Annotated in this window: 24 protein-coding genes, 1 pseudogene and 2 riboswitches; of the genes and pseudogenes, 19 read left to right on the forward strand and 6 right to left on the reverse strand. The window is 71.0% G+C overall.

Annotated features, from left to right (window positions below):
• Positions 1-47: 47 nt before the first annotated feature.
• The 3 genes from glyA to gcvT form a co-directional block, all read right to left on the reverse strand.
• Positions 48-1,313 (reverse strand): serine hydroxymethyltransferase, encoded by a 1,266-nt coding sequence (gene glyA / locus ACZ7EC_RS23035; RefSeq protein ID WP_471065205.1) that lies wholly within the window; start codon positions 1,311-1,313, stop codon positions 48-50.
• 14 nt (positions 1,314-1,327) lie between these two features.
• Positions 1,328-1,705, reverse strand: a complete 378-nt coding sequence (gcvH, locus tag ACZ7EC_RS23040) for a glycine cleavage system protein GcvH (protein ID WP_471065207.1) — start codon at positions 1,703-1,705, stop codon at positions 1,328-1,330.
• 128 nt (positions 1,706-1,833) lie between these two features.
• Positions 1,834-2,952, reverse strand: a complete 1,119-nt coding sequence (gene gcvT / locus ACZ7EC_RS23045; RefSeq protein ID WP_471065209.1) for a glycine cleavage system aminomethyltransferase GcvT — start codon at positions 2,950-2,952, stop codon at positions 1,834-1,836.
• A gap of 44 nt (positions 2,953-2,996) precedes the next feature.
• A riboswitch (glycine riboswitch) is annotated at positions 2,997-3,109 on the reverse strand.
• Positions 3,110-3,207: riboswitch (glycine riboswitch) on the reverse strand.
• 178 nt (positions 3,208-3,385) lie between these two features.
• Between gcvT and ACZ7EC_RS23050 the strand changes: the two genes are divergently transcribed.
• The 10 genes and pseudogenes from ACZ7EC_RS23050 (at position 3,386) to ACZ7EC_RS23095 (ending at position 15,053) form a co-directional block, all read left to right on the forward strand.
• Entirely contained in the window at positions 3,386-4,060 is a 675-nt protein-coding gene (locus tag ACZ7EC_RS23050; RefSeq protein WP_471065211.1) for an AAA family ATPase, read from the forward strand.
• Positions 4,061-4,100: 40 nt separating this feature from the next.
• Positions 4,101-4,886, forward strand: a complete 786-nt coding sequence (locus tag ACZ7EC_RS23055; RefSeq protein ID WP_471065213.1) for an enhanced serine sensitivity protein SseB — start codon at positions 4,101-4,103, stop codon at positions 4,884-4,886.
• Between the two features lie 95 nt (positions 4,887-4,981).
• Positions 4,982-5,794: an enhanced serine sensitivity protein SseB C-terminal domain-containing protein gene (locus ACZ7EC_RS23060; RefSeq protein ID WP_471065215.1), complete on the forward strand. Its 813-nt coding sequence runs from the start codon at positions 4,982-4,984 to the stop codon at positions 5,792-5,794.
• A gap of 297 nt (positions 5,795-6,091) precedes the next feature.
• Positions 6,092-7,090, forward strand: coding sequence for an ABC transporter permease (locus ACZ7EC_RS23065; protein ID WP_471065217.1), 999 nt, complete (start codon positions 6,092-6,094; stop codon positions 7,088-7,090).
• A gap of 54 nt (positions 7,091-7,144) precedes the next feature.
• Positions 7,145-8,893 carry an ABC transporter substrate-binding protein gene (locus tag ACZ7EC_RS23070; RefSeq protein WP_471065218.1) on the forward strand — a complete coding sequence of 583 codons (1,749 nt, stop codon included), beginning with the start codon at positions 7,145-7,147 and terminating at the stop codon, positions 8,891-8,893.
• Positions 8,894-8,965: 72 nt separating this feature from the next.
• Positions 8,966-9,973: an ABC transporter permease gene (locus ACZ7EC_RS23075; RefSeq protein WP_471065219.1), complete on the forward strand. Its 1,008-nt coding sequence runs from the start codon at positions 8,966-8,968 to the stop codon at positions 9,971-9,973.
• A complete protein-coding gene (locus ACZ7EC_RS23080; RefSeq protein ID WP_471065221.1) occupies positions 9,970-11,058 on the forward strand; it encodes an ABC transporter ATP-binding protein in 1,089 nt (362 codons plus the stop codon). The genes ACZ7EC_RS23075 and ACZ7EC_RS23080 overlap by 4 nt, the downstream gene beginning before the upstream one ends.
• Positions 11,055-12,416, forward strand: a pseudogene (locus tag ACZ7EC_RS23085) (ABC transporter ATP-binding protein); the annotation flags it as partial. The gene ACZ7EC_RS23080 and the pseudogene ACZ7EC_RS23085, both read left to right, overlap by 4 nt.
• A gap of 538 nt (positions 12,417-12,954) precedes the next feature.
• Positions 12,955-14,346: a M1 family metallopeptidase gene (locus tag ACZ7EC_RS23090; protein WP_471065222.1), complete on the forward strand. Its 1,392-nt coding sequence runs from the start codon at positions 12,955-12,957 to the stop codon at positions 14,344-14,346.
• Positions 14,347-14,393: 47 nt separating this feature from the next.
• Complete coding sequence (locus ACZ7EC_RS23095) at positions 14,394-15,053, forward strand: trimeric intracellular cation channel family protein (RefSeq protein WP_471065224.1); 660 nt, start codon at positions 14,394-14,396, stop codon at positions 15,051-15,053.
• On the opposite strand, the gene ACZ7EC_RS23100 is transcribed toward ACZ7EC_RS23095, so the two are convergent.
• Positions 14,962-16,248, reverse strand: a complete 1,287-nt coding sequence (locus tag ACZ7EC_RS23100) for an alpha/beta hydrolase (RefSeq protein ID WP_471065225.1) — start codon at positions 16,246-16,248, stop codon at positions 14,962-14,964. The genes ACZ7EC_RS23095 and ACZ7EC_RS23100 overlap by 92 nt on opposite strands.
• A 159-nt stretch (positions 16,249-16,407) precedes the next feature.
• Between ACZ7EC_RS23100 and ACZ7EC_RS23105 the strand changes: the two genes are divergently transcribed.
• Positions 16,408-17,271 carry a thioesterase family protein gene (locus ACZ7EC_RS23105; RefSeq protein WP_471065227.1) on the forward strand — a complete coding sequence of 288 codons (864 nt, stop codon included), beginning with the start codon at positions 16,408-16,410 and terminating at the stop codon, positions 17,269-17,271.
• 21 nt (positions 17,272-17,292) lie between these two features.
• On the opposite strand, the gene ACZ7EC_RS23110 is transcribed toward ACZ7EC_RS23105, so the two are convergent.
• Entirely contained in the window at positions 17,293-17,658 is a 366-nt protein-coding gene (locus ACZ7EC_RS23110; RefSeq protein WP_471065229.1) for a YybH family protein, read from the reverse strand.
• A gap of 113 nt (positions 17,659-17,771) precedes the next feature.
• On the opposite strand from ACZ7EC_RS23110, the gene ACZ7EC_RS23115 reads away from it, so the two are divergent.
• The 5 genes from ACZ7EC_RS23115 to ACZ7EC_RS23135 all read left to right on the forward strand — a co-directional run bounded on the left by ACZ7EC_RS23115 (position 17,772) and on the right by ACZ7EC_RS23135 (position 22,332).
• A complete protein-coding gene (locus ACZ7EC_RS23115) occupies positions 17,772-18,659 on the forward strand; it encodes a LysR family transcriptional regulator (protein ID WP_471065230.1) in 888 nt (295 codons plus the stop codon).
• Between the two features lie 186 nt (positions 18,660-18,845).
• The gene (locus tag ACZ7EC_RS23120; protein ID WP_471065232.1) at positions 18,846-19,355 is read left to right on the forward strand and encodes a toxin-antitoxin system HicB family antitoxin; all 510 of its coding nucleotides are present in this window, start codon (positions 18,846-18,848) and stop codon (positions 19,353-19,355) included.
• Between the two features lie 266 nt (positions 19,356-19,621).
• Complete coding sequence (locus ACZ7EC_RS23125) at positions 19,622-20,461, forward strand: DUF4097 family beta strand repeat-containing protein (protein WP_471065233.1); 840 nt, start codon at positions 19,622-19,624, stop codon at positions 20,459-20,461.
• Positions 20,462-20,560: 99 nt separating this feature from the next.
• Positions 20,561-21,556, forward strand: a complete 996-nt coding sequence (locus tag ACZ7EC_RS23130) for an ATP-binding cassette domain-containing protein (protein WP_471065235.1) — start codon at positions 20,561-20,563, stop codon at positions 21,554-21,556.
• Complete coding sequence (locus tag ACZ7EC_RS23135; RefSeq protein WP_471065237.1) at positions 21,553-22,332, forward strand: ABC transporter permease; 780 nt, start codon at positions 21,553-21,555, stop codon at positions 22,330-22,332. The genes ACZ7EC_RS23130 and ACZ7EC_RS23135 overlap by 4 nt, the downstream gene beginning before the upstream one ends.
• A gap of 30 nt (positions 22,333-22,362) precedes the next feature.
• Here ACZ7EC_RS23135 and ACZ7EC_RS23140 read toward each other — a convergent pair whose 3' ends face one another.
• Entirely contained in the window at positions 22,363-22,989 is a 627-nt protein-coding gene (locus tag ACZ7EC_RS23140) for a TetR family transcriptional regulator (RefSeq protein WP_471065238.1), read from the reverse strand.
• Between the two features lie 145 nt (positions 22,990-23,134).
• Between ACZ7EC_RS23140 and ACZ7EC_RS23145 the strand changes: the two genes are divergently transcribed.
• The 3 genes from ACZ7EC_RS23145 (at position 23,135) to ACZ7EC_RS23155 (ending at position 24,939) form a co-directional block, all read left to right on the forward strand.
• Positions 23,135-23,302 carry a hypothetical protein gene (locus ACZ7EC_RS23145; protein ID WP_397983900.1) on the forward strand — a complete coding sequence of 56 codons (168 nt, stop codon included), beginning with the start codon at positions 23,135-23,137 and terminating at the stop codon, positions 23,300-23,302.
• Positions 23,303-23,332: 30 nt separating this feature from the next.
• Positions 23,333-23,611, forward strand: coding sequence for a DUF4190 domain-containing protein (locus tag ACZ7EC_RS23150; RefSeq protein WP_471065239.1), 279 nt, complete (start codon positions 23,333-23,335; stop codon positions 23,609-23,611).
• A 158-nt stretch (positions 23,612-23,769) separates the two neighbouring features.
• Positions 23,770-24,939 carry a cysteine desulfurase family protein gene (locus ACZ7EC_RS23155; protein ID WP_471065240.1) on the forward strand — a complete coding sequence of 390 codons (1,170 nt, stop codon included), beginning with the start codon at positions 23,770-23,772 and terminating at the stop codon, positions 24,937-24,939.
• The last annotated feature ends 39 nt before the right edge of the window (positions 24,940-24,978 follow it).

The following is a 24,978-nucleotide window of genomic DNA, read 5'->3' on the forward strand; positions in this document are numbered from 1 at the left end:
CTTGGGGCAGTGGTGGGGCACCCGGCGGTGGGTGCCCCACCGGGGAATCACTTGGACAGGGCCGGGTACAGCGGGTGCTTGTCGGCCAGGGCCTTGACCCGAGCCTTGAGCGACTCCGCGTCGTACGACGGCTTGAGCGCCTCGGCGATCACGTCCGCGACCTCGGCGAAGTCCTCGGCCGTGAAGCCGCGGGTGGCCAGCGCGGGCGTGCCGATCCGCAGGCCCGAGGTGACCATCGGGGGGCGCGGGTCGTTCGGGATGGCGTTGCGGTTGACCGTGATGCCGACCTCGTGCAGCCGGTCCTCGGCCTGCCGGCCGTCCAGCTCGGAGGCGCGCAGGTCGACCAGGATCAGGTGCACGTCCGTGCCGCCGGACAGCACGTCGACCCCGGCCGCGCGCGCGTCGTCGGCCGTCAGGCGCTCGGCGAGGATGCGGGCACCGTCCACCGTACGGCGCTGGCGCTCCTTGAACTCCTCGGAGGCCGCGACCTTGAAGGACACCGCCTTCGCCGCGATCACGTGCTCCAGGGGGCCGCCCTGGAAGCCCGGAAAGACGGAGGAGTTCAGCTTCTTCGCGAACTCCTGCTTCGCCAGGATGATGCCGCCGCGCGGGCCGCCCAGGGTCTTGTGCGTCGTGGAGGTGACCACGTCCGCGTACTCGACCGGGTTCGGGTGCAGACCGGCGGCGACCAGGCCGGCGAAGTGCGCCATGTCGACCCACAGGTACGCCTCGACCTCGTCGGCGATCCGGCGGAACTCCGCGAAGTCGAGCCGGCGCGGGTACGCCGACCAGCCCGCGATGATCACCTTGGGGCGGTGCTCCTTGGCGAGCCGCTCGACCTCGGCCATGTCGACCAGGCCGCTCTCCTCGTCCACGTGGTAGGCGACCACGTCGAACTGCTTGCCGGAGAAGTTCAGCCGCATGCCGTGGGTCAGGTGGCCGCCGTGCGCCAGGTCCAGGCCCAGGATGGTGTCGCCGGGCTGGGCCAGCGCGAACAGGGCCGCCTGGTTGGCGGAGGCGCCGGAGTGGGGCTGCACATTGGCGTACTCGGCGCCGAACAGCTCCTTGATCCGGTCGATGGCGATCTGCTCGGCCACGTCGACGTGCTCGCAGCCGCCGTAGTAGCGGCGGCCGGGGTAGCCCTCGGCGTACTTGTTGGTGAGGACCGAGCCCTGGGCCTCCATCACCGCGAGCGGCGCGAAGTTCTCGGACGCGATCATCTCGAGCGTGGACTGCTGGCGGAGCAGCTCGGCGTCGACCGCGGCGGCGATCTCCGGGTCCAGCTCGTGCAGGGGCGTGTTCAGGACAGTCATACGGCTACGACTCCTCAGCCGGCGATGTGGGCGTCGTACTCGGCGGCGGAGAGCAGGTCGCCCGGCTCCTCCGTGACGCGTACCTTGAACAGCCAGCCGCCTTCGAAGGGCTCGGAATTCACCAGCGACGGGTCGTCGACGACGTTCTCGTTGACCGCGGTGACCTCGCCGGTGACCGGGGAGTACAGGTCGGAGACCGACTTGGTGGACTCCAGCTCACCGCAGGTCCCGCCCGCCTCGACGGTGGAGCCGACCTCGGGGAGCTGGGCGTAGACCACATCGCCGAGCGCGTTGGCCGCGAACTCGGTGATGCCGACCGTCGAGACGCCGTCGTCGGCGGCCGACAGCCACTCGTGCTCCTTGCTGTAGCGCAGCTGCTGGGGGTTGCTCATGTCCTGAATTCTCCTGTACGCGCGGGAGTGCTGATGACGGGGGGAGCGCGGTCACCGCCGGTGGGCGGGCGAATGTGCGCAGGGTCACGCCACCGCCCGGCGGGGCGGGGCGCAAGGGGGCTCGCTGTCTACTTCTGGCGCTTGTAGAACGGCAGCGCCACGACCTGGTAGGGCTCGTGGCTGCCGCGGATGTCCACGCCGACGCCCTCGGTACCGGGCGCGGCGTGCGCGGCGTCCACGTAGGCCATGGCGATCGGCTTGCCCAGGGTGGGGGAGGGGGCGCCGGAGGTGACCTCGCCGACCACCTTGCCGTCCGCGACCACCGGGTACCCGGCGCGCGGCACCCGACGACCCTCGGCGATCAGGCCGACCAGGACCCGCGGGGGGTTCTGCGCGGCGCGCTCGGCGGCCTCGGCGAGCGCCGCGCGCCCCACGAAGTCGCCCTCCTTGTCGAACTTGACCACACGGCCGAGCCCGGCGTCGAAGGGGGTCAGCGAGGTGGTCAGCTCGTGCCCGTACAGCGGCATGCCCGCCTCCAGGCGCAGCGTGTCCCGGCAGGACAGTCCGCAGGGCACCAGGCCGGCGCCCTCGCCGGCCTTGGTCAGCGCCTGCCACAGCTCGACCGCGTGCTCGGGCTTCACGAACAGCTCGAAGCCGTCCTCGCCGGTGTAGCCGGTGCGGGCGATCAGCGCGGGGACGCCGGCGACGGTGCCGGGCAGGCCGGCGTAGTACTTCAGACCGTCCAGGTCGGCGTCGGTGAGGGACTTCAGGATGCCGGGGGAGGCCGGGCCCTGGACGGCGAGGAGCGCGTAGGCGTCCCGGTCGTCGCGGACCTCGGCGTCGAAGCCGCCGGAGCGCTCGGCCAGCGCGTCCAGGACCACCTGGGCGTTGGAGGCGTTGGCCACGACCAGGTACTCGGACTCGGCGAGCCGGTAGACGATCAGGTCGTCCAGGATGCCGCCGTCGGCCCGCACGATCATCGTGTAGCGGGCGCGGCCGACGCCGATGGAGGCGATGTTGCCGACCAGGGCCGCGTTCAGGAAGGCGGCGGCCTCGGGGCCGGTGACGGTGATCTCGCCCATGTGGGAGAGGTCGAACAGACCCGCCTTGGTCCGCACGGCCACGTGCTCGTCGCGCTCGGAGCCGTAGCGCAGCGGCATGTCCCAGCCCGCGAAGTCGGTCATCGTCGCACCGAGCGAGCGGTGCACGGCGTCCAGCGCGGTGTGTCGGAGTTCGGTACTGCTCATCGGTCGGTCGTCTCCCAGGGCAACAGGGATGGGGCGAGGAACGTTCCTCCCCATCTGTCATCGGAACCTGAGAGGTTCGCCGGAACCGCCACGGGGGCGACCACGGCTTGCACCTTGGGTGGGGCCGCCGTCGCGGCGGCCCGCTTTTCAGATGTGCCTCGCCCGCGCGGTAACGGGGCCTGAGAGATTCAAGGGAGGGACTTGCTCCTTCGGCGCCCCAGCGAAGCCTGCTGGGGACTCTCCCGCGCGGATTCAAACGGCCGGTATGCAGTTGGCGGCCACATCATTGCACGTCGGGCCCCCGCCCGTCAGGGGCCGCATCCGTAACCGAACCGTGGCGGAACGCGCACCTCCCCTTGGCACACCGGACATTACCTTCCCTTTACTTCCACTGGGCATGAATATTACGCACCACAAGGGGAGGACGATCACGGTGGACAGGACCATGGCGTACGCGACCGGCATCCCGGCGCCGGGCAGCCCCGCGCGCCGCGAGCACGCCCGCCCCGCGCCCGGCGTGCTGGATCTGCGCGGCCGGCCGCCCCGGCGCCCCGGCACCCTCCGCTTCGGCCCCCGCGACATCGTGGTGGTCACCGGGCTGCCCGGCAGCGGCAAGTCCACGCTGATGCGCCGCGCGGTCGCCACCCGCCGCCTCGACTCCCAGGACACCCGCGCCCGCTTCGCCGCCCGCCTGCCCCGCCCGCTGCCGTACGCCTTCTACCGCCCCCTGGTGCGCGCCGCGCACTACTGGGCCCTGCGCCGCGCCCTGCGCACGGACCAGGGGCTGGTGGTGCACGACTGCGGGACGCAGCCCTGGGTGCGCCCCTGGCTGGCCCGCGCCGCCCGCCGCTCCGGCGCCACCCTGCACCTGCTCCTGCTGGACGTGCCCGCGGAGACGGCCCGCGCGGGCCAGCACCGGCGCGGCCGGACCGTCTCCCGCCGCGCCTTCGAACGCCACCGGCGTACGACCGCCCGGCTGCTCGGCGCCCTCAAGCGGGGCGAGGTGCCCGCGGGCTGCGGCTCGGCGGTGCTGCTGGACCGGGCCGCGGCCGACGCGGTACAGCGGATCGTGTTCACGGAGTACGGCTCTGTCACCGGTACCCGTTAGCCTTCATGGTCACCAGTGGTTTCCAGCAGGCGGTAGGCAGATGGACTTCCCGGCGGACTTTCCCGCGGACTTCCCGGCACAGGCGCACCCCCACCCGCACGGCGGTTGGCCCGGCAACGAGTTGGAGGAGGTGCTCTCGGCCTCCCTCGGCATACCCGCGGCGGGCGGCCGGATCGTCGAGGTCCTCGGCCGCAGCTTCGTCTGGGTGCCGCTGCCGTCCGGCGGCGGACCGGGCAGCGGCCCGCTGGACCTGCCCACGCTGGAGATCGAGGGCCAGGCGTACGTCCCGGTGTTCAGCTCCGAGGAGCAGTTCCGCCAGGCGGTCGGCTCCCACATGTCGTACACCATCGCCCCGGCCGTGGAGTTCGCCCGCGGTCTGCCCCCGCAGGCCGGCATCGCGGTCAACCCCGGCGGCACGGTCGGCATCCCGCTGCCCCCCGAGGCCGTCGCCGAGCTGTGCCGTGCCGGGCGCACCCCGCTGGACGGCCCCGCCGGCGGCGGCCGCGTCCGCCTCTTCGAGCCCGACTGGCAGGTCGACCCGGTCGACTTCCTCTCCGCCGCCTCCGCCGAGTTCGCCGCCACCGGCGTGGTCCTCACCGCCCGCCGCTGCCTGGCCGCCATCGAGAACGCCGACCCGGTCATGTTCGTCGGCGTGGAACTCTCCCAGTGGGAAGGCGACTTCCGCGCCCTGCCCCTGGAAGCCCTGGGCCGCGCCCTCGCGCGGGTCCCCACCGCCTGGCCGGTCAACCTGGTCCTGCTGGACGTGACGGACGACCCGGTGGCCGAATGGCTGAAGTCAAGCGTCCGGCCCTTCTACGTTCGCTAGCCCCGGCCGGGGCGAACGGACAACGGGCCCCGTGCCCGTCGGCGCATAAGCTGTCTGCACACGCGGGGCACGATGGAGAAGAAGGGCATGACCAGGTGAGCGCCACCCACAGCGGAAGCGTCGAACACACGCTCCGCCACGTCACGCCCGGACGCTACGACGCCTACGAGGCCCTTCTCCGCGCCCTCGCCACCCCCGCCGCCGGCCAGATCTGGATGCTGCTCTGGCACGGCCAGGCCGGTTCCCCGGACGCGCAGTACGGAGACATGGAGGTCGACGGCTGCCATTACGCGCCCTGTGTCACCTCCGCCCAGGAACTGTCCGCCAGTGGCTGGAACCGCTCGTACGAGGTGACCGACGGCCTGGACGTCGCCCGCACCCTCTACCCCGACCACTACGGCCTCTGGCTCAACCCGCACGCCCCCGGCGGCGGCGTCGGCATCCCCTGGCTGGACCTGCGCCGCATCGCCACCGGCCTGGACCGCCAGCCCGCCGGACCCCTCCGGCTGTCCGAACCCGGCATCGAGATCCCGCAGTTCTACGCCCTGCTCACCCAGCACGCCCACCGCACCCCCGCCCTGCGCTCCCTGCGCCGGGCCTGGGTCCAGCCCGCGCTCGGTGCGCCGTACCTCGCCATCGGCCTGGACCTGTACGAGAGCTCGCCCGCCGCGGTCGACTCGGTGCGCGCGATGATGCAGAGCTCGGTCACCGCGGTCCCCGAGGGCCTGCCCGTGTCCACGGTCGCGCTGACCGACGACCACGACCCGGTCGTGATGTGGATGCGCGCCAACGCCCGCCCGTTCTACGACCGCGAGGCCCACGCCCCCGCCCCCGCCGGCCGCCCCGGACCCCAGCTCCAGGCCCCCGTGCCGGGCTACGGCTATCCACCGGTGCACGGCGGTTACTGAGCTTCCGCCGCTTCCGGAGCCGTTGCCGCCCTACCTCCCGAACCGCGGCATTACGCCGGTGTGTCCCAACTAGCCCCTGTCCGGGGGCCGTTACCCACTGTCCGGATAACGGAATCCTCCGTTGTGCATCACGGTTGCGCATACTTTCACCGTCAGCTCTGGCGAGTGATCGCGAGGACGCTGAAGACTCCCGACTCAGACCACGAGCCTTCAGAACTCGTGTTCGCTTGCAAGTCGACAAAGCCGCAAACCGCGGCAGCGCAGGCCGGTCACCACCGGCGAGAGGGGTCGCACATCGTGACCGCACCGATCGAGACCACCGGGGCGGCAGCCGACGCGCAGCCTGAGGCTGTGCTCGCGGGAGCCGACAAGGGGCGGATCGAGGGTCGTTCCCTGGGCCAGATCGCCTGGACCCGCTTCAAGCGCGACAGAGCCGCCGTGGCCGGCGGAGTCGTCGTGATCCTGCTGATCCTGCTGGCCATCCTCTCGCGCCCGCTCCAGGCCGCCTTCGGCCTCGACCCCAACGCCTTCCACCAGGACCTGATCGTCCCCGACACCTCGCTGCCCAAGGGCGGCATGGGCGGGATGAGCATGGCCCACCCGCTCGGTGTGGACCCGAAGTTCGGCCGGGACATCGCCACCCGCGTCCTGGAGGGCTCCTGGGTCTCGCTGGTCGTCGCCTTCGGCGCCACGATCCTGTCCAACGTGATCGGCGCGATCATGGGCGTGATCGCGGGCTACTACGGCGGCCGGGTCGACTCGGTCATCAGCCGGCTGATGGACACCTTCCTCGCCTTCCCGTTGCTCCTGTTCGCCATCGCGATCTCCGCAACGCTCCAGGGCGGCGCCTTCGGTCTGAACGGTCTTCCGCTCCACCTCGCCGTGCTCATCTTCGTGATCGGCTTCTTCAACTGGCCCTATCTGGGCCGGATCGTGCGCGGCCAGACGCTGGCCCTGCGCGAGCGCGAGTTCGTCGACGCGGCCCGCGGCATGGGCGCCAAGGCGCCGTACATCCTCTTCCGCGAGCTGATGCCGAACCTGGTCGGCCCGATCATCGTCTACTCGACGCTGCTCATCCCGACCAACATCCTCTTCGAGGCGTCCCTGAGCTTCCTCGGGGTGGGCATCCAGCCCCCGCAGGCCTCCTGGGGCGGCATGCTCCGCGAAGCGGTCACCTACTACCAGGTCGATCCCCAGTACATGATCGTGCCCGGCCTCGCCATCTTCATCACCGTCCTCGCGTTCAACCTGCTCGGCGACGGTCTCCGCGACGCTCTCGACCCGCGCAGCCGCTAGGCAGCCAGAGAGCTCACCCAAGTTTTCCGATCAATGGAGGGGAAGCAGACCATCATGCGAAGGTCAGCGCTGGCCGCGGTCGCGGCCATCGGCTCCGCAAGCCTGCTGCTCGCAGGCTGCAGCAAGGCCGATGACAACAAGGACACTCCGAAGGCGGCCGGCGCCAACGTGGCGACCAAGAGCGTCGTCAACGCGTCCGACAAGAAGGGTGGCACGGTCACCTACGAGATGTCGGACGTGCCGGACTCGTTCGATCCGGGCAACACGTACTACGCGTACATGTACAACTTCAGCCGCCTGTACGCGCGTCCGCTGATGACGTTCGAGCCCGCCCCCGGCTCCAAGGGCAACACCCTGGTCCCGGACCTCGCGGCCGGCAAGGGCGTCCCCAGCGACGGCGGCAAGACCTGGACGTACAAGCTGCGCTCGGGCCTGAAGTACCAGGACGGCACGCCGATCACCTCGAAGGACGTCAAGTACGCCGTCGAGCGGTCGAACTTCGCCCGTGACGTGCTCTCGCTCGGCCCGAACTACTTCCAGCAGTTCCTGAAGGACGGCGACAAGTACAAGGGTCCCTACAAGGACAAGAGCGCCAAGGGCCTGTCCTCGATCGAGACCCCGGACGCCACCACGATCGTCTTCCACCTGAACAGGGCGTTCCAGGAGTTCGACTACCTGGTCGCCACGCCGGAGACGGCCCCGGTGCCGCAGTCCAAGGACGACGGCGTCGACTACGTCAAGCACATCGTGTCCTCCGGCTCGTACCAGTTCCAGAGCTACCAGGACGGCAAGCAGGTCGTGCTGGTCCCCAACAAGAACTGGGACCCGAAGACCGACCCGCTGCGCAAGCAGCTGGCCAGCAAGATCGTCGTCAACCTGAAGGTCAACGCGGAGACGATCGACAAGGACCTCCAGTCCGGCGACGCCACCGTCGACCTCGCGGGCACCGGCGTCCAGGCCTCCACCCAGGCCGACCTGCTCAACTCCGCGGACGGCAAGGCCAGCACCGACAACACCTACGGCGGCCGCCTCGTCTACGCGGCGATCAACACCAAGGTGAAGCCGTTCGACAACGTCGCCTGCCGCAAGGCCGTCGAGTACGCCATCGACAAGGTCTCCGTGCAGACCGCCATGGGCGGTCCGATCCGCGGTGACATCGCCTCCACCGTCCTGCCGCCGGACATCACCGGCTACCAGAAGGCGGACACCTACTCGACGCCGGGTGACAAGGGCGACGTCGCGAAGGCCAAGGAGCAGCTGAAGTCCTGCGGCCAGAAGACGATCAACACCAACATCACGGCCCGCTCCGACCGTCCGGGCGAGGTCGACGCGGCCACCGCGATCATCAACTCGCTGAAGAAGGTCGGCATCAACGCCAGCCTCAAGCAGTACCCGCAGGGCAAGTACTTCACCGACTACGCGGGTGTGCCGAGCTTCGACAAGAAGCAGAACATCGGCCTGATGATGATGCAGTGGGGTGCCGACTGGCCCTCCGGCTACGGCTTCCTCCAGCAGATCCTGAACAGCAAGGCGATCAGCCAGTCGGGCAACACCAACCTGTCGCAGTACACGAACAAGAAGGTCGACGACCTGCTCGCGCAGTCGATCGCCGAGCCGGACACGGCCAAGCGCAACGCCCTGTACGCGCAGATCGACAAGCAGGCGATGGACGACGCCGTCCTGGTCCCGCTGACCTACTTCAAGGTTCTGCTGTACCGCTCGCCGTACGCCACCAACGTGGTCTCCACGGCCGCCTTCAGCGGTCAGTACGACTACCTCAACCTCGGCACCACGAAGAAGTAGCAGCCCCGGAAGGCAGGTGAAGGCATTGGTGCCCGCGGGCTTCGCGGCCCGCGGGCACCAGCGCCGGTCCCCGTGATCTCGTACATCCTCCGCCGGACGTTCGCGGCAGTGATCCTGCTGCTGGTCGTCACCGCGGTCACCTTCGCCATCTTCTTCCTGCTGCCACGGCTCGTGGGGCAGTCGGCGGACCAACTGGCGCAGCAGTACATCGGAAAGAGCCCGTCGAAGGCGGACATCGCCGCGGTCAAGCACAACCTCGGTCTGGACCAGCCCCTCTACGTCCAGTACTGGCACTTCATCAAGGGCATCGTGGTCGGCACCGACTACAACCTCGGTCCCAAGACGGTGCACTGCGACGTCCCCTGCTTCGGCTACTCCTTCAAGGATCACGTCGCGGTCTGGTCGCAGCTCACCTCGCGCATTCCGATCACCCTCTCGCTGGCCGCGGGTGCCGCCGTGCTCTGGCTGCTCTCCGGTGTGGCCGTCGGTGTCGTCTCCGCGCTCAAGCCGCGCTCGCTGTTCGACCGCACCTTCATGGGCGTGGCCCTCGCCGGCGTCTCGCTGCCCATGTTCTTCACGGGCAACCTGGCGATCCTGCTGTTCACCTACACCTGGCCGATCTTCGGCCGCACCTACGTCCCGTTCACCGAGAACCCCGCGCAGTGGGCCAACACCCTGTTCCCCGCCTGGTGTTCGCTCGCGCTGCTGTACTCCGCGATCTACGCCCGGCTCACCCGCTCGGGCATGCTGGAGACGATGAACGAGGACTTCATCCGCACGGCCCGCTCCAAGGGCCTGCCCGAACGCACGGTCGTCGTCCGGCACGGCCTGCGCGCCGCCCTCACCCCGATCATCACCGTCTTCGGCATGGACGTCGGTCTGCTGCTCGGCGGCGCGGTGATCACCGAGTCCGTGTTCTCGCTCCCCGGCGTCGGTCAGTACGCGGTGCAGGGCATCACCGACAACGACCTGCCGAAGATCCTGGGCGTGACCCTGCTCGCCGCCATCTTCGTCGTCATCGCAAATCTCGTGGTGGACGTGGTCTACGCCGCCGCCGACCCGCGGGTGAGGCTCTCGTGACCGAACTCTCCAAGACCGCCGCCGGTGAGAAGGACGCCACCGTCGAGGCGCCCTCGGCCTTCCTCGAGGTCCGCGACCTCAAGGTGCACTTCCCGACCGACGACGGCCTCGTCAAGTCCGTCGACGGGCTCTCCTTCTCGGTGGACAAGGGCAAGACCCTCGCCATCGTCGGCGAGTCCGGCTCCGGCAAGTCCGTCACCTCGCTCGCCGTGATGGGCCTGCACCGGCTCGGCGCGCGCGGCAAGAACGTCAAGATGTCCGGCGAGATCTGGCTGAACGGCAAGGAGCTGGTCGGCGCCTCCCCGGACGAGGTGCGCAGGCTCCGCGGCCGCGAGATGGCGATGATCTTCCAGGACCCGCTGTCCGCGATGCACCCCTACTACAAGGTCGGCGACCAGATCGTCGAGGCGTACCGGGTGCACCACAAGGTCGGCAGGAAGGAAGCCCGCAAGCGCGCCATCGAGATGCTCGACCGCGTCGGCATCCCCGAGCCGGCCAAGCGCGTCGACGGCTACCCGCACGAGTTCTCCGGCGGTATGCGCCAGCGCGCCATGATCGCCATGGCGCTGGTGAACAACCCCGAACTGCTCATCGCCGACGAGCCGACCACCGCACTCGACGTGACCGTCCAGGCGCAGATCCTCGACCTGATCCGCGACCTCCAGAAGGAGTTCGGGTCCGCGGTCATCATGATCACGCACGACCTCGGCGTGGTCGCCGAGATCGCCGACGACGTCCTCGTGATGTACGGCGGCCGGTGCGTGGAGCGCGGCACCGCCACCGAGGTCTTCGAGAAGCCGCAGCACCCCTACACCTGGGGTCTGCTCGGCTCGATGCCCCGCATCGACCGCGAGACCTCCGAACGGCTCATCCCGGTCAAGGGCCAGCCGCCGAGCCTCATCAACGTCCCCTCGGGCTGTGCCTTCCACCCGCGCTGCCCGTACGCGGACATCCCCGCGGAGAACGTCAGCCGCACGGTGCGCCCCGAGCTGGAGCTGGTCGGCGCCGGACACTGGTCCGCCTGCCACCTGGCGGCCGAGGACCGTGAGCGGATCTGGACCGAAGAGATTGCGCCGAAGCTGTGAGTGAGACGAAGAAGACGGACACCGCGGACACCGCGGACGCCGCCGCGCAGGCCGCGGTCCCCGCGCAGGCGCCGGCTCCGGACGAGCGGGAGGTGCTGCTCAGGGTCGAGGGCCTGACCAAGCACTTCCCGATCAGGAAGGGCATCCTGCGCCGCCAGGTCGGCGCGGTGAAGGCCGTCGACGGCATCGATTTCGAGGTGCGCAAGGGCGAGACCCTGGGCGTCGTCGGCGAGTCGGGCTGCGGCAAGTCGACGATGGGCCGGGTCATCACCCGTCTCCAGGACCCGACCGGCGGCAAGATCACCTTCGAGGGCCAGGACATCACCCGGCTGTCCACCGGCGGCATGCGTCCGCTGCGCCGCGACATCCAGATGATCTTCCAGGATCCGTACGGCTCCCTGAACCCCCGGCACACCATCGGCTCGATCGTCTCGGCGCCCTTCCGGCTCCAGGGCATCGAGCCCGAGGGCGGGGTGAAGAAGGAGGTCCAGCGGCTGCTCGAACTGGTCGGCCTGAGCCCCGAGCACTACAACCGCTACCCGCACGAATTCTCCGGCGGCCAGCGCCAGCGCATCGGCATCGCCCGCGCGCTGGCCCTGAAGCCGAAGCTGGTGGTGGCCGACGAGCCGGTGTCCGCGCTGGACGTGTCGATCCAGGCCCAGGTCGTCAACCTCATGGACGACCTCCAGCAGGAGCTGGGCCTGACCTACGTCATCATCGCGCACGACCTGTCCGTCGTCCGGCACGTCTCGGACCGTATCGCGGTGATGTACCTCGGCAAGATCGTCGAACTGGCCGACCGCAACGCGCTGTACGAGGCGCCGATGCACCCGTACACCAAGGCGCTGATGTCGGCGGTGCCGGTGCCGGACACCAAGCGCCGGGGGCTCAAGAGCGAGCGCATCCTGCTGCGCGGCGACGTGCCCTCGCCGATCGCGCCGCCGTCGGGCTGCCGCTTCCACACCCGGTGCTGGAAGGCGACGCAGATCTGCACGACGACCGAGCCGCCGCTGCTGGAGCTGAAGCCGGGCCAGCGCGTCGCGTGCCACCACCCGGAGAACTTCGCCGACCAGGCACCGCAGGACACGGTCCTGCTGTCGGCGGCGAAGGAGGCGTCGGAACTGGTACCGGACGCGGTACTGGCCGGCGAGCCGGAGCCGGAGGCGGCGGAGAAGCCCGAGGCGACGGAGAAGGAGACCGGGCCGGAGTCCGCGGCGCAGAACACGGCCGACGCCAAGTCCGAGGAACCGGACGGGACTTCACCGGAGCCGGAGGCCGCGGAGAAGCCCGAGGCGTCGGCCGGGATTTCGCCGGGGCCGGAGGCCGCGGGGAAGCCCGAGGTGGCGGCCGAGTCCGGGGCCTCGGGCGGGACTTCGGCGGACGCGAAGGCGGAGCCGGCGTCGGCGGGGAAGGCCGAGGACGTGTCCGGGGCGGAGCCCGAGGCTGCCGAGTCCGCGACTGCCCTGGCCGCGGGCGAGTCCGTTGCGTCGGCCGGGATTTCACCGGAGCCGGAGGCCGCGGAGAAGTCCGAGGCGGCGGCCGAGAACAAGTCCGGTGATTCGGGCGGGGCTTCGGCGGACGCGAAGGTGAAGCCGGCGTCGGCGGGGAAGGCCGAGGACGTGTCCGGGACGGAGCCCGAGGCCGCCGAGTCCGCGACTGTCGCGGAGTCGGAGTCCGCAGCCGGGGAGTCCGGGCACGGGCCGGCTTCCGAGCCGGAGGCGGAGGCCGCCGCCGGATCCGGCGACGCTCCCAAGTCCCCGAAGCCGAAGCGCAAGTAGCCGGGAAAGGTCATCCACCGGCCGAGTTCCGGCAAAGGCATGTACATGCCCGAACGGGAGAGTGCAGAGTCGTCCGTGCCCGACAGCTGATCGGTAACACGCTCGAAAGGGACGACTCATGGCACTCTCCCGTTCGGCACGCGCAGGGATCCTGGCCACCGCCGCCGCCTCCTTCCTGCTCATCGCCGCCGCCCCGGCCCCCGTCCACGGCGCCCCCGGCGTCGGCGACCCCTACTTCCCCGAGCTGGGCAACGGCGGCTTCGACGCCCTGCACTACGACCTCGACGTCGCGTACGCCCCCGGCACCGGCCGCCTGGACGGTCGTACGACCCTCACCGCCCGCGCCACCCGGAACCTCTCCTCCTTCGACCTGGACCTCCAGAAACTGGAGATATCCCAGATCCAGGTGAACGGCAGGAACGCCCGCTTCAGCCGGGACGGCGACGAGGTCACCATCACCCCGCGCCACCCGCTGGCCGAGAACCGCCGCTTCACCGTGCGCGTCACCTACGGCGGTGTGCCCCAGCCGCTGAGCGGCCCCATCGTCTTCGGCTCGAAGTACGGCTGGATGAAGACCCCCGACGGCGTCTTCGTCGCCTGCGAGCCCAACGCCGCCTCCACCTGGTTCCCCTCCAGCGACCACCCCTCCGACAAGGCCACCTACGACATCCGGATCAAGGCGCCCAAGGGCCTGACCGCCGTCTCCAACGGCCTGCTGGTGTCGACGCGCGACCGGGGCGGCTCGACGTACACCCACTGGCGGGAGTCCAGGCCGATGGCGACCTACCTCGCCACCGCCACCATCGGGAAGTTCGACGTCCGCACCGGCCGCACCCCCGGCGGTACCCCGATCTACGTCGCCGTCGACCCGGTGCTGAAGAACGCGAACAAGGTCGACGTGTACGGGGTCACCGCGGAGGCCACCGACTACTGGTCGAAGATCTTCGGGCCGTACCCGTTCGAGGAGACCGGCGCGATCGTGGACGACATGCCCGAGGCCGGGTTCTCGCTGGAGGTGCAGAGCAAGCCGGCGTACTCCGCCGTGCGCAGCGAGACGACCATCGTGCACGAACTGGCCCACCAGTGGTTCGGCGACTCGGTGAGCGTGGCCCAGTGGAAGGACATCTGGCTGAACGAGGGCTTCGCCACCTACGCCCAGTGGCTGTGGGCCGAGCACCGGGGCACCCGCACCGCCCACGACTCCTTCCTGGCCGACTACAACTCCATCCCGGCCGATTCGTCGTTCTGGCAGACGAAGGTCGCCGACCCGCAGCGCGACACGATGTTCGCCGACGCCGTCTACGAACGCGGCGCCATGACCCTCCAGGTGCTGCGCGAGCGGATCGGGGACAGGGCCTTCTTCAAGCTGCTCCCCGCCTGGACCCGGCTGCACCGGTACGGCAACGCCGACACCGCCGACTTCATCCGGCTCGCCGAGCGGATCAGCGGGCGCCAGCTCGGCGATCTGTTCGACACCTGGCTGTTCACTACAGGCAAACCGGCCCTGTGAGCCTGGCTTTGTAAGGTTTGGCCCGCTCGACAGGTGAGAATGTCAGGGTGCAGCTCCAACAGTTCTTCAGCCCCTCCGTCCAGCACACGCTCGACGTGATCGGCATCTTCGTCTTCGCGATCTCCGGCGCACTGCTGGCCGTGCGGAAGAACTTCGACGTCTTCGGCATCGCCGTGCTCGCCGAGGTCACCGCGCTGGGCGGGGGACTCTTCCGCGACGTGGTGATCGGGGCCGTGCCCCCGGCGGCCTTCACGGACCTCGGGTACTTCGTCACCCCGCTGCTGGCCACCCTCGTCGTCTTCTTCCTGCACCCGCACGTGGAGCGGATCCAGACGGCGGTGCTCGTCTTCGACGCGGCCGGCCTCGGCCTGTTCTGTGTCAGCGGTACGACGAAGGCGTACGGCTACGGCCTCGGCCTGACCGCGTCGGCGACCCTGGGGCTGGCCACCGCGGTCGGCGGCGGTGTGCTGCGCGACCTGGTGGCCAACGAGGTGCCCTCGCTGCTGCGCTGGGACCGCGATCTGTACGCGGTCCCGGCGATGGTCGGCGCGGGCATGGTGGTGCTGTGCATCCGCTACGACGCGCTGACCCCCCTCACCAGTGGGATCGCGGCCGTCACCGCTTTTGTGCTGCGCCTGCTCGCGATGCGGTTCCACTGGCGAGCTCCGCGTGCGTGGAACCGCCGGTCGACCGTGACGGAGGAGTAGTACCGGTCTCGCCGGCCGCCCCGACGCCGGTGCCCGGCGTGCCGGTGACCGAGTGGTCCCGGCCCTTGGCGTGGCTCTGGCCCATCTGGAGGGTGAGCCAGCGGAACACCGCGGGCACCTGCGGCCGCCACAGCGCCATCGTGTGACCGCCCGCGCTCTTCGGCAGGAAGACCACGTGCACGGTGGTCGGCGCCTTGGCGACGGACTCCAGCGCCATGCCCGCCTCATAGCCGTCGCCGGACTCGCCGGAGACGTAGAGGGCGACGGGCGGCGGCACGGCGGCCTTCTTCAGCAGCAGGTACGGGTTGTTCTCGGCGCGCAGGGTGGGGTTCTGCGCGGCCAGCGAGTTGCGCTCGCCGATCGGGTCGTTGTAGCCCGACATGCTCACCGCGGCCCGGTACCGGTCCGGGTGCGCCACGGCCAGCTTCACCGCGCACTGGGCGCCCGCCGAGTACCCGGCGATGGCCCAGCCCTGCGGCGCCGGCTGGGCACGGAAGTTGTCCATGACCATCTTGGGCACGTCGATGCTGAGCCAGGTGTCGGCGTTGACCTGGCCCGGAATGTTGGCGCAGCCGGTGTCCACGCCGGCCAGCAGGTTGGTGCGCGGCGCGACCATGATGAAGGGGGCCACCTGGCCGCTGCGCATCAGCGGCAGCAGCTGCTCATGGGCCTTCATCGAGCCGAACCAGGCGCGCGCCGATCCGGGGTAGCCGGGCAGCACCTCGACCACCGGGAACTTCTTGTGCTTGTAGGCCGGGTCGTTGTACTGCGGCGGCAGCCAGACGTAGACCTCGGCGTTGACGCCCGAGACCCGGCCCTTGAGCTGGGTGACGCGGACGCCGCCGGCGGAGTGCATGCCGGGGCCGGTGGCCTGGGCGAAGGTCTGCTTCACCTTCGGCAGGCTCTTGACCGCTATGCCGCCCGTGCCGTCGCGGCCGAGGTCGGCGGCCTGCTGGACGTGGCTGCCGGTGCCGAAGAGGTCGGCCCAGTTGTCGTACAGGTTGTTCTGGTTGTTCACCAGCACGAAGACCAGGGTGACGGCCGTGCCCTGGGCGAACAGCAGCATCAGGACGCGGGCGGCGGTGCGCAGGTGTCTGGGGCCGCGCATCTTCGACCACAGCAGAAGCGGCAGTATGAGGGCGACCACGGCCAGCACGATGGTCGTGTAGAGGAACGGAGTCCCGGTGAGGCTCATGTCCCCATAGAGGGGAAACAAGGGCTCGGGGTTACGGACGTGTCCTGACACTTACCGAGAAATTGCCGAAACCTCACCCCTCGTAATCCTACCGTGACGTCGAGGGGTGAGGAAACCAGAAAGCTACCGCTTAGTAATTGCCTGTTGTACCGTTTCACCATGTCAGAAGCAGCTTCCGCGCCCTCTTCGTCGCGGGCAGTGATCGGCGACAGCGAGTTCGACCGCGACACGGCCGTCGTTCGCCGCGCGCCCGGTGTCTACGACCTCGACCTCTCGGCCGGCTGGACCATCCTCGGCGCCGTCAACGGCGGCTATCTGCTGGCCGTGCTCGGCCGGGCCCTCGGCGACGCCCTTCCGCACCCGGACCCCTTCACCATCTCCGCGCACTACCTGACCGCGTCGCGGCCGGGCAGGGCCGTGATCCGCACGCAGACCGTGCGCACCGGCCGCACCCTCTCCACCGGCCAGGCCTCGCTCCTCCAGTACGACGACGAGGGCAACGAGGTCGAACGCATCCGCGTCCTCGCCTCCTACGGCGACCTCGCCGCCCTCCCCGACGACGTCCGCACGACCGCGAAGCCGCCCGCGATCCCGCCCTTCGAGCAGTGCTTCGGCCCCGCCGACGGCCCCGACCCGCTCAAGGGCACCTCGGCCATCACCGACCGGCTGCTGCTCAAGCTCGACCCGGCCACCCTCGGCTGGGCGCTCGGGCAGCCCTCCGGCAAGGGCGAGATGCGCGCCTGGTTCGGGCTCGCGGACGGCCGGGACGCCGACCCGCTCTCCCTGCTGCTGGCCGTGGACGCCCTGCCCCCGACCGCCTTCGAGATGGGTCTCAAGGGCTGGGTCCCCACCGTCGAGCTCACGGCCCACATCCGCCACCGCCCCGCACCGGGCCCGCTGCGCGTCGCCATCACGACGCGCAACCTCGCCGGCGGCTTCCTGGAGGAGGACGCGGAGGTCTGGGACAGCGAGGACCGGCTGGTGGCCCAGTCCCGTCAGCTGGCGCGGGTCAGGCTGGCCTGATCCGGCGCCCCCGACCCCCGGTCAGCGGGCGGGCGTGACGAACTCGGGCTGGTCGAGCAGGCGCAGCCAGCTTCCGTCGGGCTGGCGCCGGGCGACCTGGGCGCGGGCCCCGGCGCCGTCCCTGGGCGGGGTGGCGGTGAGCGCGATGTCGCCGCTCACCAGCGTGGGCAGCGGCGGCTCCGGCTCGAACCTGGGCCGGCCCGCCAGCACCTTCTCCCACAGCGCCCGGATCGCCTCCCGGCCCACGGTCCGCTCGCCCGGCGGGTAGGCGAGCACCGCCTCCTCCTCGTAGAGCGCGGCGACCCCGGCCGCGTCCCCCGCGTTGGACCGCTCGACGAACAGGCGGGTGATGTCCTCGGGCCGCATGGCCTTCTCGTACTCCGGCACGGCTTCCTCCTGGTGACTCCGTCCGACACCTCACAGCCTGGTGGTGCCCCGACCAGAAGTCCAACAGATGGAACTTATGGCAACCAGAACCAGGGGTCATAGAATCCCCGGTCATGGAGCTGAGGCAGCTGGAGTACTTCGTCGCGGTCGCCGAGGAGCGGAACTTCACCCGCGCCGCCGAGCGGGTGCACATCAGCCAGTCCGGCGTCAGCGCCCAGATCCGCCGGCTGGAGCGGGAGCTGGGCGCCGAGCTGTTCGACCGCTCGGCCCGCACGGTCACGCTCACCGTGGCGGGCAAGGCCGCCCTCGCCCACGCGCGGGCCGCGCTGGCCGCCGCCGGGGCGGTCGGGCAGGCGGTGGGCGAGGTGAGCGACCTGATCCGGGGCCGGCTCACCGTCGGGATGGTCGTCGGCTGCACCGTGACACCGCTGTTCGACGCCCTCGCCGCGTTCCACCGGGCCCACCCCGGCGTGGAGCTCTCGCTGCTGGAGGACAACTCCGACCGGCTCCTCGAAGGGGTGCGTACCGGCGCGGTCGACCTGGCGCTCGTCGGCACCGCCGCCGTACCGGCGGACCTGGAGGCGCTGACCCTCGTCGACGAGCGGCTGGTCGCGGCCGTCCCGCCCGGTCATCCGCTGGCGGCGCGGCCCCGGATCACCCTGTCCGAGCTGCTCGCGCACCCGCTCGTGTGCATGCCGCCGGGCACCGGAGTGCGCACGGTGTTCGACCAGGCGTGTGCCGCGCGGGACCTCCGTCCCGTCATCGCCCTCCAGGCCACCGCCGCGGACGCCATCGCCGACCTCGCGGCCCGCGATCTCGCGGTCGCCGTCCTCAGCGAGTCCATGGCCGCACGTCACACCGACCGGCTCACCGCCCGCCTGATCGAGGACGCCGAAGCCCCCGCACTGCTCGCCCTGATCTGGAAGGGCGGCCAGGGTCCGGCGGTGCGCGCACTCCTCGCGCACAGCCGCCGGGCGTTCGCCGTGGCGACGCGCGCGTGAACCGGATGGCGTCACGTGGCACCACATGGCGTCACGTGACGCCATGTGGTGCCACGTGGGCGTCCGCGCCTGTTGCTGTGCGTTCATGCAGGTCAACGCGGTCGCGCCTCGCTTTGCCCAAGATGTCGAGCCCTGTAGTGCCAAACCCCCTTGCGAATGGCGCCACGATGGTGCCATGATGGCGTCATGGACCTCACCCCCTATGTCGACAACCTCCGCCGCGAACTCTCCGTCGCCGCCGAAGCGGGCGGCGAGGAAGCTCGCGAGCTGGCCGAGCGGCTGACCGCTCCGCTGGAGTCGGCGGCCCGCCTGACGATGCTCAACGTGCTGTCCGCGGCGATGGACGAGATCACTCGGGACCTGGCGCCCGGCTCGGTCGATGTGCGGCTGCGGGGACTGGATCCCGACTTCGTGGTGACGCTGCCGGAGACCGGCGGCCCCGTCGAGGCCACCGCCGAGCCGGTCGCGCTGCCGCAGGCGCCGGCCGACACGGACGAGGGCGGCACCGCGCGGGTCAATCTGCGGTTGCCGGCCCAGCTCAAGGCGCGGGCCGAGGAGGCCGCGAGCCGGGAGGGGCTGTCGGTCAACGCCTGGCTCGTACGGGCCGTGTCGGCCGCGGTCGACGGCGGGACCCGGCCGCGCCCCACGGAGAAGACCCAGACGTTCGGACAGAGCTTCACGGGCTGGGTGCGCTAGGGCCTTTCTTCCGGATCAGGTCGGCTCGGGTTGGCGGTGCCTTACGGCCGAGCCGAGCGGGGGCTGGTGCGTGCAGATGCAAGGCGGAGGAGGGAGTCGACGCGGAGCGTCGACGACCGACGACAACGCCGCAGATGTGCGTGCCAGGCCCCGCGACCCCGGCAAGATCCGGAAGAAAGGCCCTGGCCGCGCCCCGCCCGACCTCTTCACCCACACCACGTCCCACCAGCGGGGACGCCCCACGGACTCATGAGGACGGCACAGCCATGCCTGCTTTCGACACACCCGAGCCCATTTCGGTCACCGCCCATGTGGGCGCCGGTTCCGTCCGGTTCATCGCGAGCGACCGCCTTGACACCGTCGTGGAGGTACTGCCCGGCGGCAAGCGGAACAAGGACGTACGGGCCGCCGAACAGACCGAGGTCACCTACGCGAACGGCGAGCTGAGCGTCCGGACCAGGGAGCGCACCTTCATCGGACCCACCGGAACCGTCGAGGTGACGGTCGAACTGCCCGCGGGCTCCCGCGTCGACGTGGGCGGCTCCTGGGTCCAGGTGTTCGCCGAGGGCACGCTCGGCGAGACCCGCGTGAAGACCTCGGTCGGCGACGTCCGCCTCGATACCGCCGGGCCGCTCCAGCTGACCGTGTCCCACGGCTCGATCAGCGTCGACCGGGCCGCGGGCGGGGCCGAGATCACCACCAGCTCCGGCAGTCTGCGCGTCGGCGCCGTCCACGGCCCCGCCGTCCTGAAGAACTCGCACGGCAGCACGGTCGTCGGCCACGTGACCGGTGACCTGCGGGTGAACGGCGCCAACGGCGACATCGACATCGAGTGCGCCGAGGGCGACGTCGTCGCCACCACCGCCCACGGCACCCTGCGCGCCACCGAAGTCGTGCGCGGCAGCGTCCAGTTGGAGACCTCCTACGGCGCCATCGAGGTCGGCGTCCGCGAGGGCACGGCCGCCTGGCTGGACGTCAGCTCCGAGCGCGGGCACGTGCGCAACGCGCTCACCGCCTCCGGGGCCCCCGAGGAGTCCGAGGAGACCGTCAAGGTCCGCGCCCGTACCCGCTACGGCAGCATCGACGTGCGCCGCGCCCGGCGCTGACCGGAGGCCGGCCAGTCGCAACCCGCCCGCGTCTTCAGCCACTTCAGCTCTGTCACCCACTTCAGCCTTCGAACGGGGGGCGTCATGCCTTCTTCTGTCATGCCCACGCCAAGGAAGGGTGGCGGTGCGCAGGCACCCGCCGCCGTCTCCGCCTTCGATCTGCGCAAGTCGTACGGCGACAAGACCGTCCTCGACGGCATCGACCTGCGCATTCCGGCCGGGACCGTGTTCGCGCTGCTCGGGCCCAACGGGGCCGGCAAGACCACCACCGTGCAGATCCTGACCACGCTCGTCGCCGCGGACGGCGGACAGGCGCAGGTCGCCGGCCACGACATCGCCACCGCCCCGGACGGGGTGCGCGCCGCGATCGGGGTCACCGGCCAGTTCGCCGCGCTCGACGACCTGCTCACCGCCGAGGAGAACCTGCTCCTCATGGCCGACCTGCTCCGCCTCGGCAAGCGCGAAGGGCGCGCCCGCGCACGGGAGTTGCTCGAACGCTTCGGCATCGCGGACGTCGCGGGCAAACGGGCCGCGACCTTCTCCGGCGGCATGCGGCGCCGGCTCGACCTCGCCATGACGCTGGTCGGCGACCCCCAGGTGATCTTCCTGGACGAGCCGACGACCGGCCTCGACCCGCGCAGCCGCCGCACCATGTGGGAGATGGTCCGCGAGCTGGTCGCGGGCGGTACGACGGTCTTCCTCACCACCCAGTACCTGGAGGAGGCCGACCAGTTGGCCGACCGGATCGCGGTGCTGGACGGCGGCCGGATCGTGGCCGAGGGCACCGCCGACGAGCTGAAGGCGCGCATCCCAGGCGGCCATGTACGGCTGCGGTTCACCGACCCGGCCGCATACGGGCGCGCGGCGGCGGCCTTCCCCGGCGCCGCCCGTGACGACGGCGAACTCGCCCTGCGGGTCGCCGGCGACGGGGGACTCGACGCCCTGCGCGCCCTGCTCGACCGGCTCACCGACGCGGGCATCGAGACCGCCGACCTCTCCGTGCACACCCCCGACCTCGACGACGTCTTCCTCGCCCTGACCGGCCAGGGCACCGGCGGCCCCGGCGCCCCGCTCCACCTCAAGGAGAACCGATGAGCACCTTCGCCCACACCGTGCACGACTCCCGGACGATGCTGCGGCGCAACCTCAAGCACGCGATCCGCTACCCGTCCGTCGGGCTCGGCGCCGCCATGATGCCGATCCTGATGATGCTGCTGTTCGTGTACGCCTTCGGGGGCTCGATCGGCGCCGGGATGGGCGGCCGGGACGCCTACATCGGCTATCTCACCCCCGGAATCGTCATCATGGGCGTGGCCGCCGGTTCGATGTCGACGTCGATCGCGGTCTGCAACGACATGACCGAAGGCATCATCAACCGCTTCCGCACCATGAACATCACCCGCTCGTCGTTCCTGACGGGGCACGTCGTCGGCAGCGTCGTCCAGACGATGCTCTGCTGCGTCCCGGTCGTGGGCGTCGCCCTCGCGGTCGGCTTCCGCTCCGCGGCGAGCCCGCTGGAATGGCTCGCCGCGGCCGGCCTCCTCGCGGCCATCGCGTTCGCGGTGACCTGGCTGTCGGTGGCGCTCGGTCTGATCTCCAAGACGGTCGAGTCCGCGAGCAACAAGCCGCTGCTGATCCAGTTCCTGCCGTTCCTCGGCTCGGCGTTCGTGCCGGCCGGGTCCATGTCGCCGGGGCTGCGCTGGTTCGCCGAGAACCAGCCGTTCACGCCGATGACCGAGACGCTGCGCGGACTGCTCTGCGGCACGGAGATCGGCGACAACGGATGGATCTCGCTGGCCTGGTGCGCCGGGATCGCCCTGATCGGCTACCTCTGGTCGCGCTCGCTGTTCAACAGCGAAACCAAGCGCTGACGGCGCTGCCGGGCCGGACCCTGCGGCGGTTCAGTCCAGCCAGTGGTCGCGGCCGATGGTGATGAGCCGCAGCTGCCGGGTGGCCAGCCGGGTCACCCGGTCCCGCTCCTGCGCCGGGCTGTCCAGCGCCTCCAGGAACTGGGAGGCGCTGATCAGCATCTGATCGACGTACAGGCGGGCGAGCATCAGCACGTCGTCGTCGCTCCAGCCCGCCGCCTCGGGGTCCCGTGCCAGCTCGGCCTTCACCTCCTCGGCGAACCGGGCCAGCTGGTCGCCGATGGCCTCGCGCACCGGCTGCACCCCGCCGTGCCGCTCGCGGGCGATGAAGCGGACGTGGGAGGGGTGGGCGGCGACGTAATGGGCGATCAGCTCCACGGCGCGGGTGATGCGTTCCTCGCTGTCGCCGGTCGTGGACACCGTCTCGCGCACCATCGGGTGCAGGCTGCCCAGCGCCTCGTCGACCAGGGCGACACCGAGGTCGGGGATCGAGCGGAAGTGCCGGTAGAAGGCGGTGGGGGCGACACCGACGGCACGGGTGACCTCGCGCAGACCCAGGCTGCTCAGGCTCTGCTCCTCCAGCAGCGCGAGCGCCGCGTCGAGGAACGCCTGCCGGGTCTTCTGCTTCTGGGCCTGCCGGATGCCGAGGGTGTGACTCATGTCATCCAGTTAACAACTGTTCTCCGGAATTGAAAAGCGGTCGGACGGGATACACTCAAAGTGAGTGAACAAGTGTTACTACAACTGTTCACCGAAAATTTACAGAGCCTGCCACACGAGGCATCTCGGAGGGGGATCCGATCCCATGCTGTTCCTCGTCGCCGCACTCATGCTGCTCGGTGTGGTGCTGGGCACCGTGGCCCACGCACCGCTGCCGGTCACCGGTGTCCTGGCCGCCGTCATCGCCGTCTGGCTCGGCGTCTTCGCCGTCCGCGAGCGGCTCGGCCGCCGCCGGCGCACCTCGGCCAACTGACCGCCCACCGACCCTCAGGAGACGAGCACCATGCAGCTCACCGCCCCGGCCGCCGCCCACGCCCCGGCCCCCGCCCGCAAGCGCGACGCCGACGGCATGGCCGTCGCGTCCTTCATCCTCGGCCTTCTCGGCCTCCTCGTCCTCAACCTCTTCCTCGGCCCCATCGCGATCGTCCTGTCGGCGGTCTCCCTGTGGCGCGGCACGGCCCGCCGCGGCCGCGCCTACCTGGGCCTGGCCCTGGGCGTCGCCGACCTGGCCGTCCTGCTGATCGCGATGCAGCTCTCCCACACGGTCTCCTGGAGCCTGTGACCCGCAGGCGCACCGCCCACCGCCGCGGGCATGCGTCCCGCGCGGCGCCGGGGGAGGGCGGGCGCGGCCCGCGGGTGCCGGGCGCGCCGCCGTGTCCCGGTGCGGCCGACGTGGGGCGCACGGCCGGCCGAGTCGCCGCGCCGTAGAATCTCCCCACCATGGCTTACCTCGATCACGCCGCGACCACCCCGATGCTCCCGGAGGCGGCGGAGGCTCTGACCGCCCGGTTGAGCGTTACGGGCAACGCCTCCTCCCTGCACGCCTCCGGCCGCCAGGCCCGTCGGGCGGTCGAGGAATCCCGCGAGACCCTCGCCGACGCGCTCGGCGCACGGCCCAGCGAGGTCGTGTTCACCTCCGGCGGCACCGAGGCCGACAACCTCGCCGTGAAGGGCCTGTACTGGTCCCGCCGCGCCGCCGACCCCGCCCGCACCCGCGTCCTGTCCAGCCCCGTCGAGCACCACGCCGTCCTGGACGCCGTGCACTGGCTCGGCGAGCACGAGGGCGCCACCGTCGAGTACCTCCCCGTCGACTCTTACGGCCGCGTCCACCCCGAGGCCCTGCGCGAGGCCATCGCCCGCGACCCGCAGGACGTCGCGCTGGCCACCGTGATGTGGGCCAACAACGAGATCGGCACGATCATGCCGATCCGCGAACTCGCCGACGTCGCCGCGGAGTTCGGCATCCCGCTGCACGCCGACGCCGTCCAGGCGTTCGGACAGGTCCCCGTCGACTTCGGCGCCTGCGGCCTCGCCGCGATGACCGTCTCGGGACACAAGATCGGCGGTCCGTACGGCATCGGCGCCCTGCTGCTGGGCCGCGAGTACACCCCCGTACCCGTGCTGCACGGCGGCGGCCAGGAGCGCCATGTGCGCTCCGGCACCCTCGACGTCCCCGCCATCGCCTCCTTCGCCGTCGCCGGCCGCCTCGCGGCGGAGCGGCGCGCGTGGTTCGAGCGTGAAGTGGGCGCCCTGCGCGACCAGTTGACCGCCGCCGTGCTGGCCGCCGTACCGGACGCGATCCTCGGCGGCGACCCCGCGCCCGGCGGCCGGCTGCCCGCCAACGCGCACTTCGCCTTCCCCGGCTGCGAGGGCGACTCCCTGCTGCTCCTGCTGGACGCCCAGGGCATCGAGTGCTCCACCGGCTCCGCCTGCACCGCGGGCGTCGCCCAGCCCAGCCACGTCCTGCTCGCCGCCGGCGTCGACCCGGACCTCGCCCGCGGCACCCTGCGCTTCTCGCTGGGCCACACCTCCACCCGCGCGGACGTGGACGCCGTCGCCAAGGCCATCGGCCCCGCCGTGGAACGCGCCCGCGCCGCCGGTCTCAGCTGAACCGGGCCCCCGCGGGCACGCGAAAACGACCTACGAGGC

The sequence above is a fragment of the Streptomyces sp. NPDC037203 genome (genome assembly GCF_055605065.1).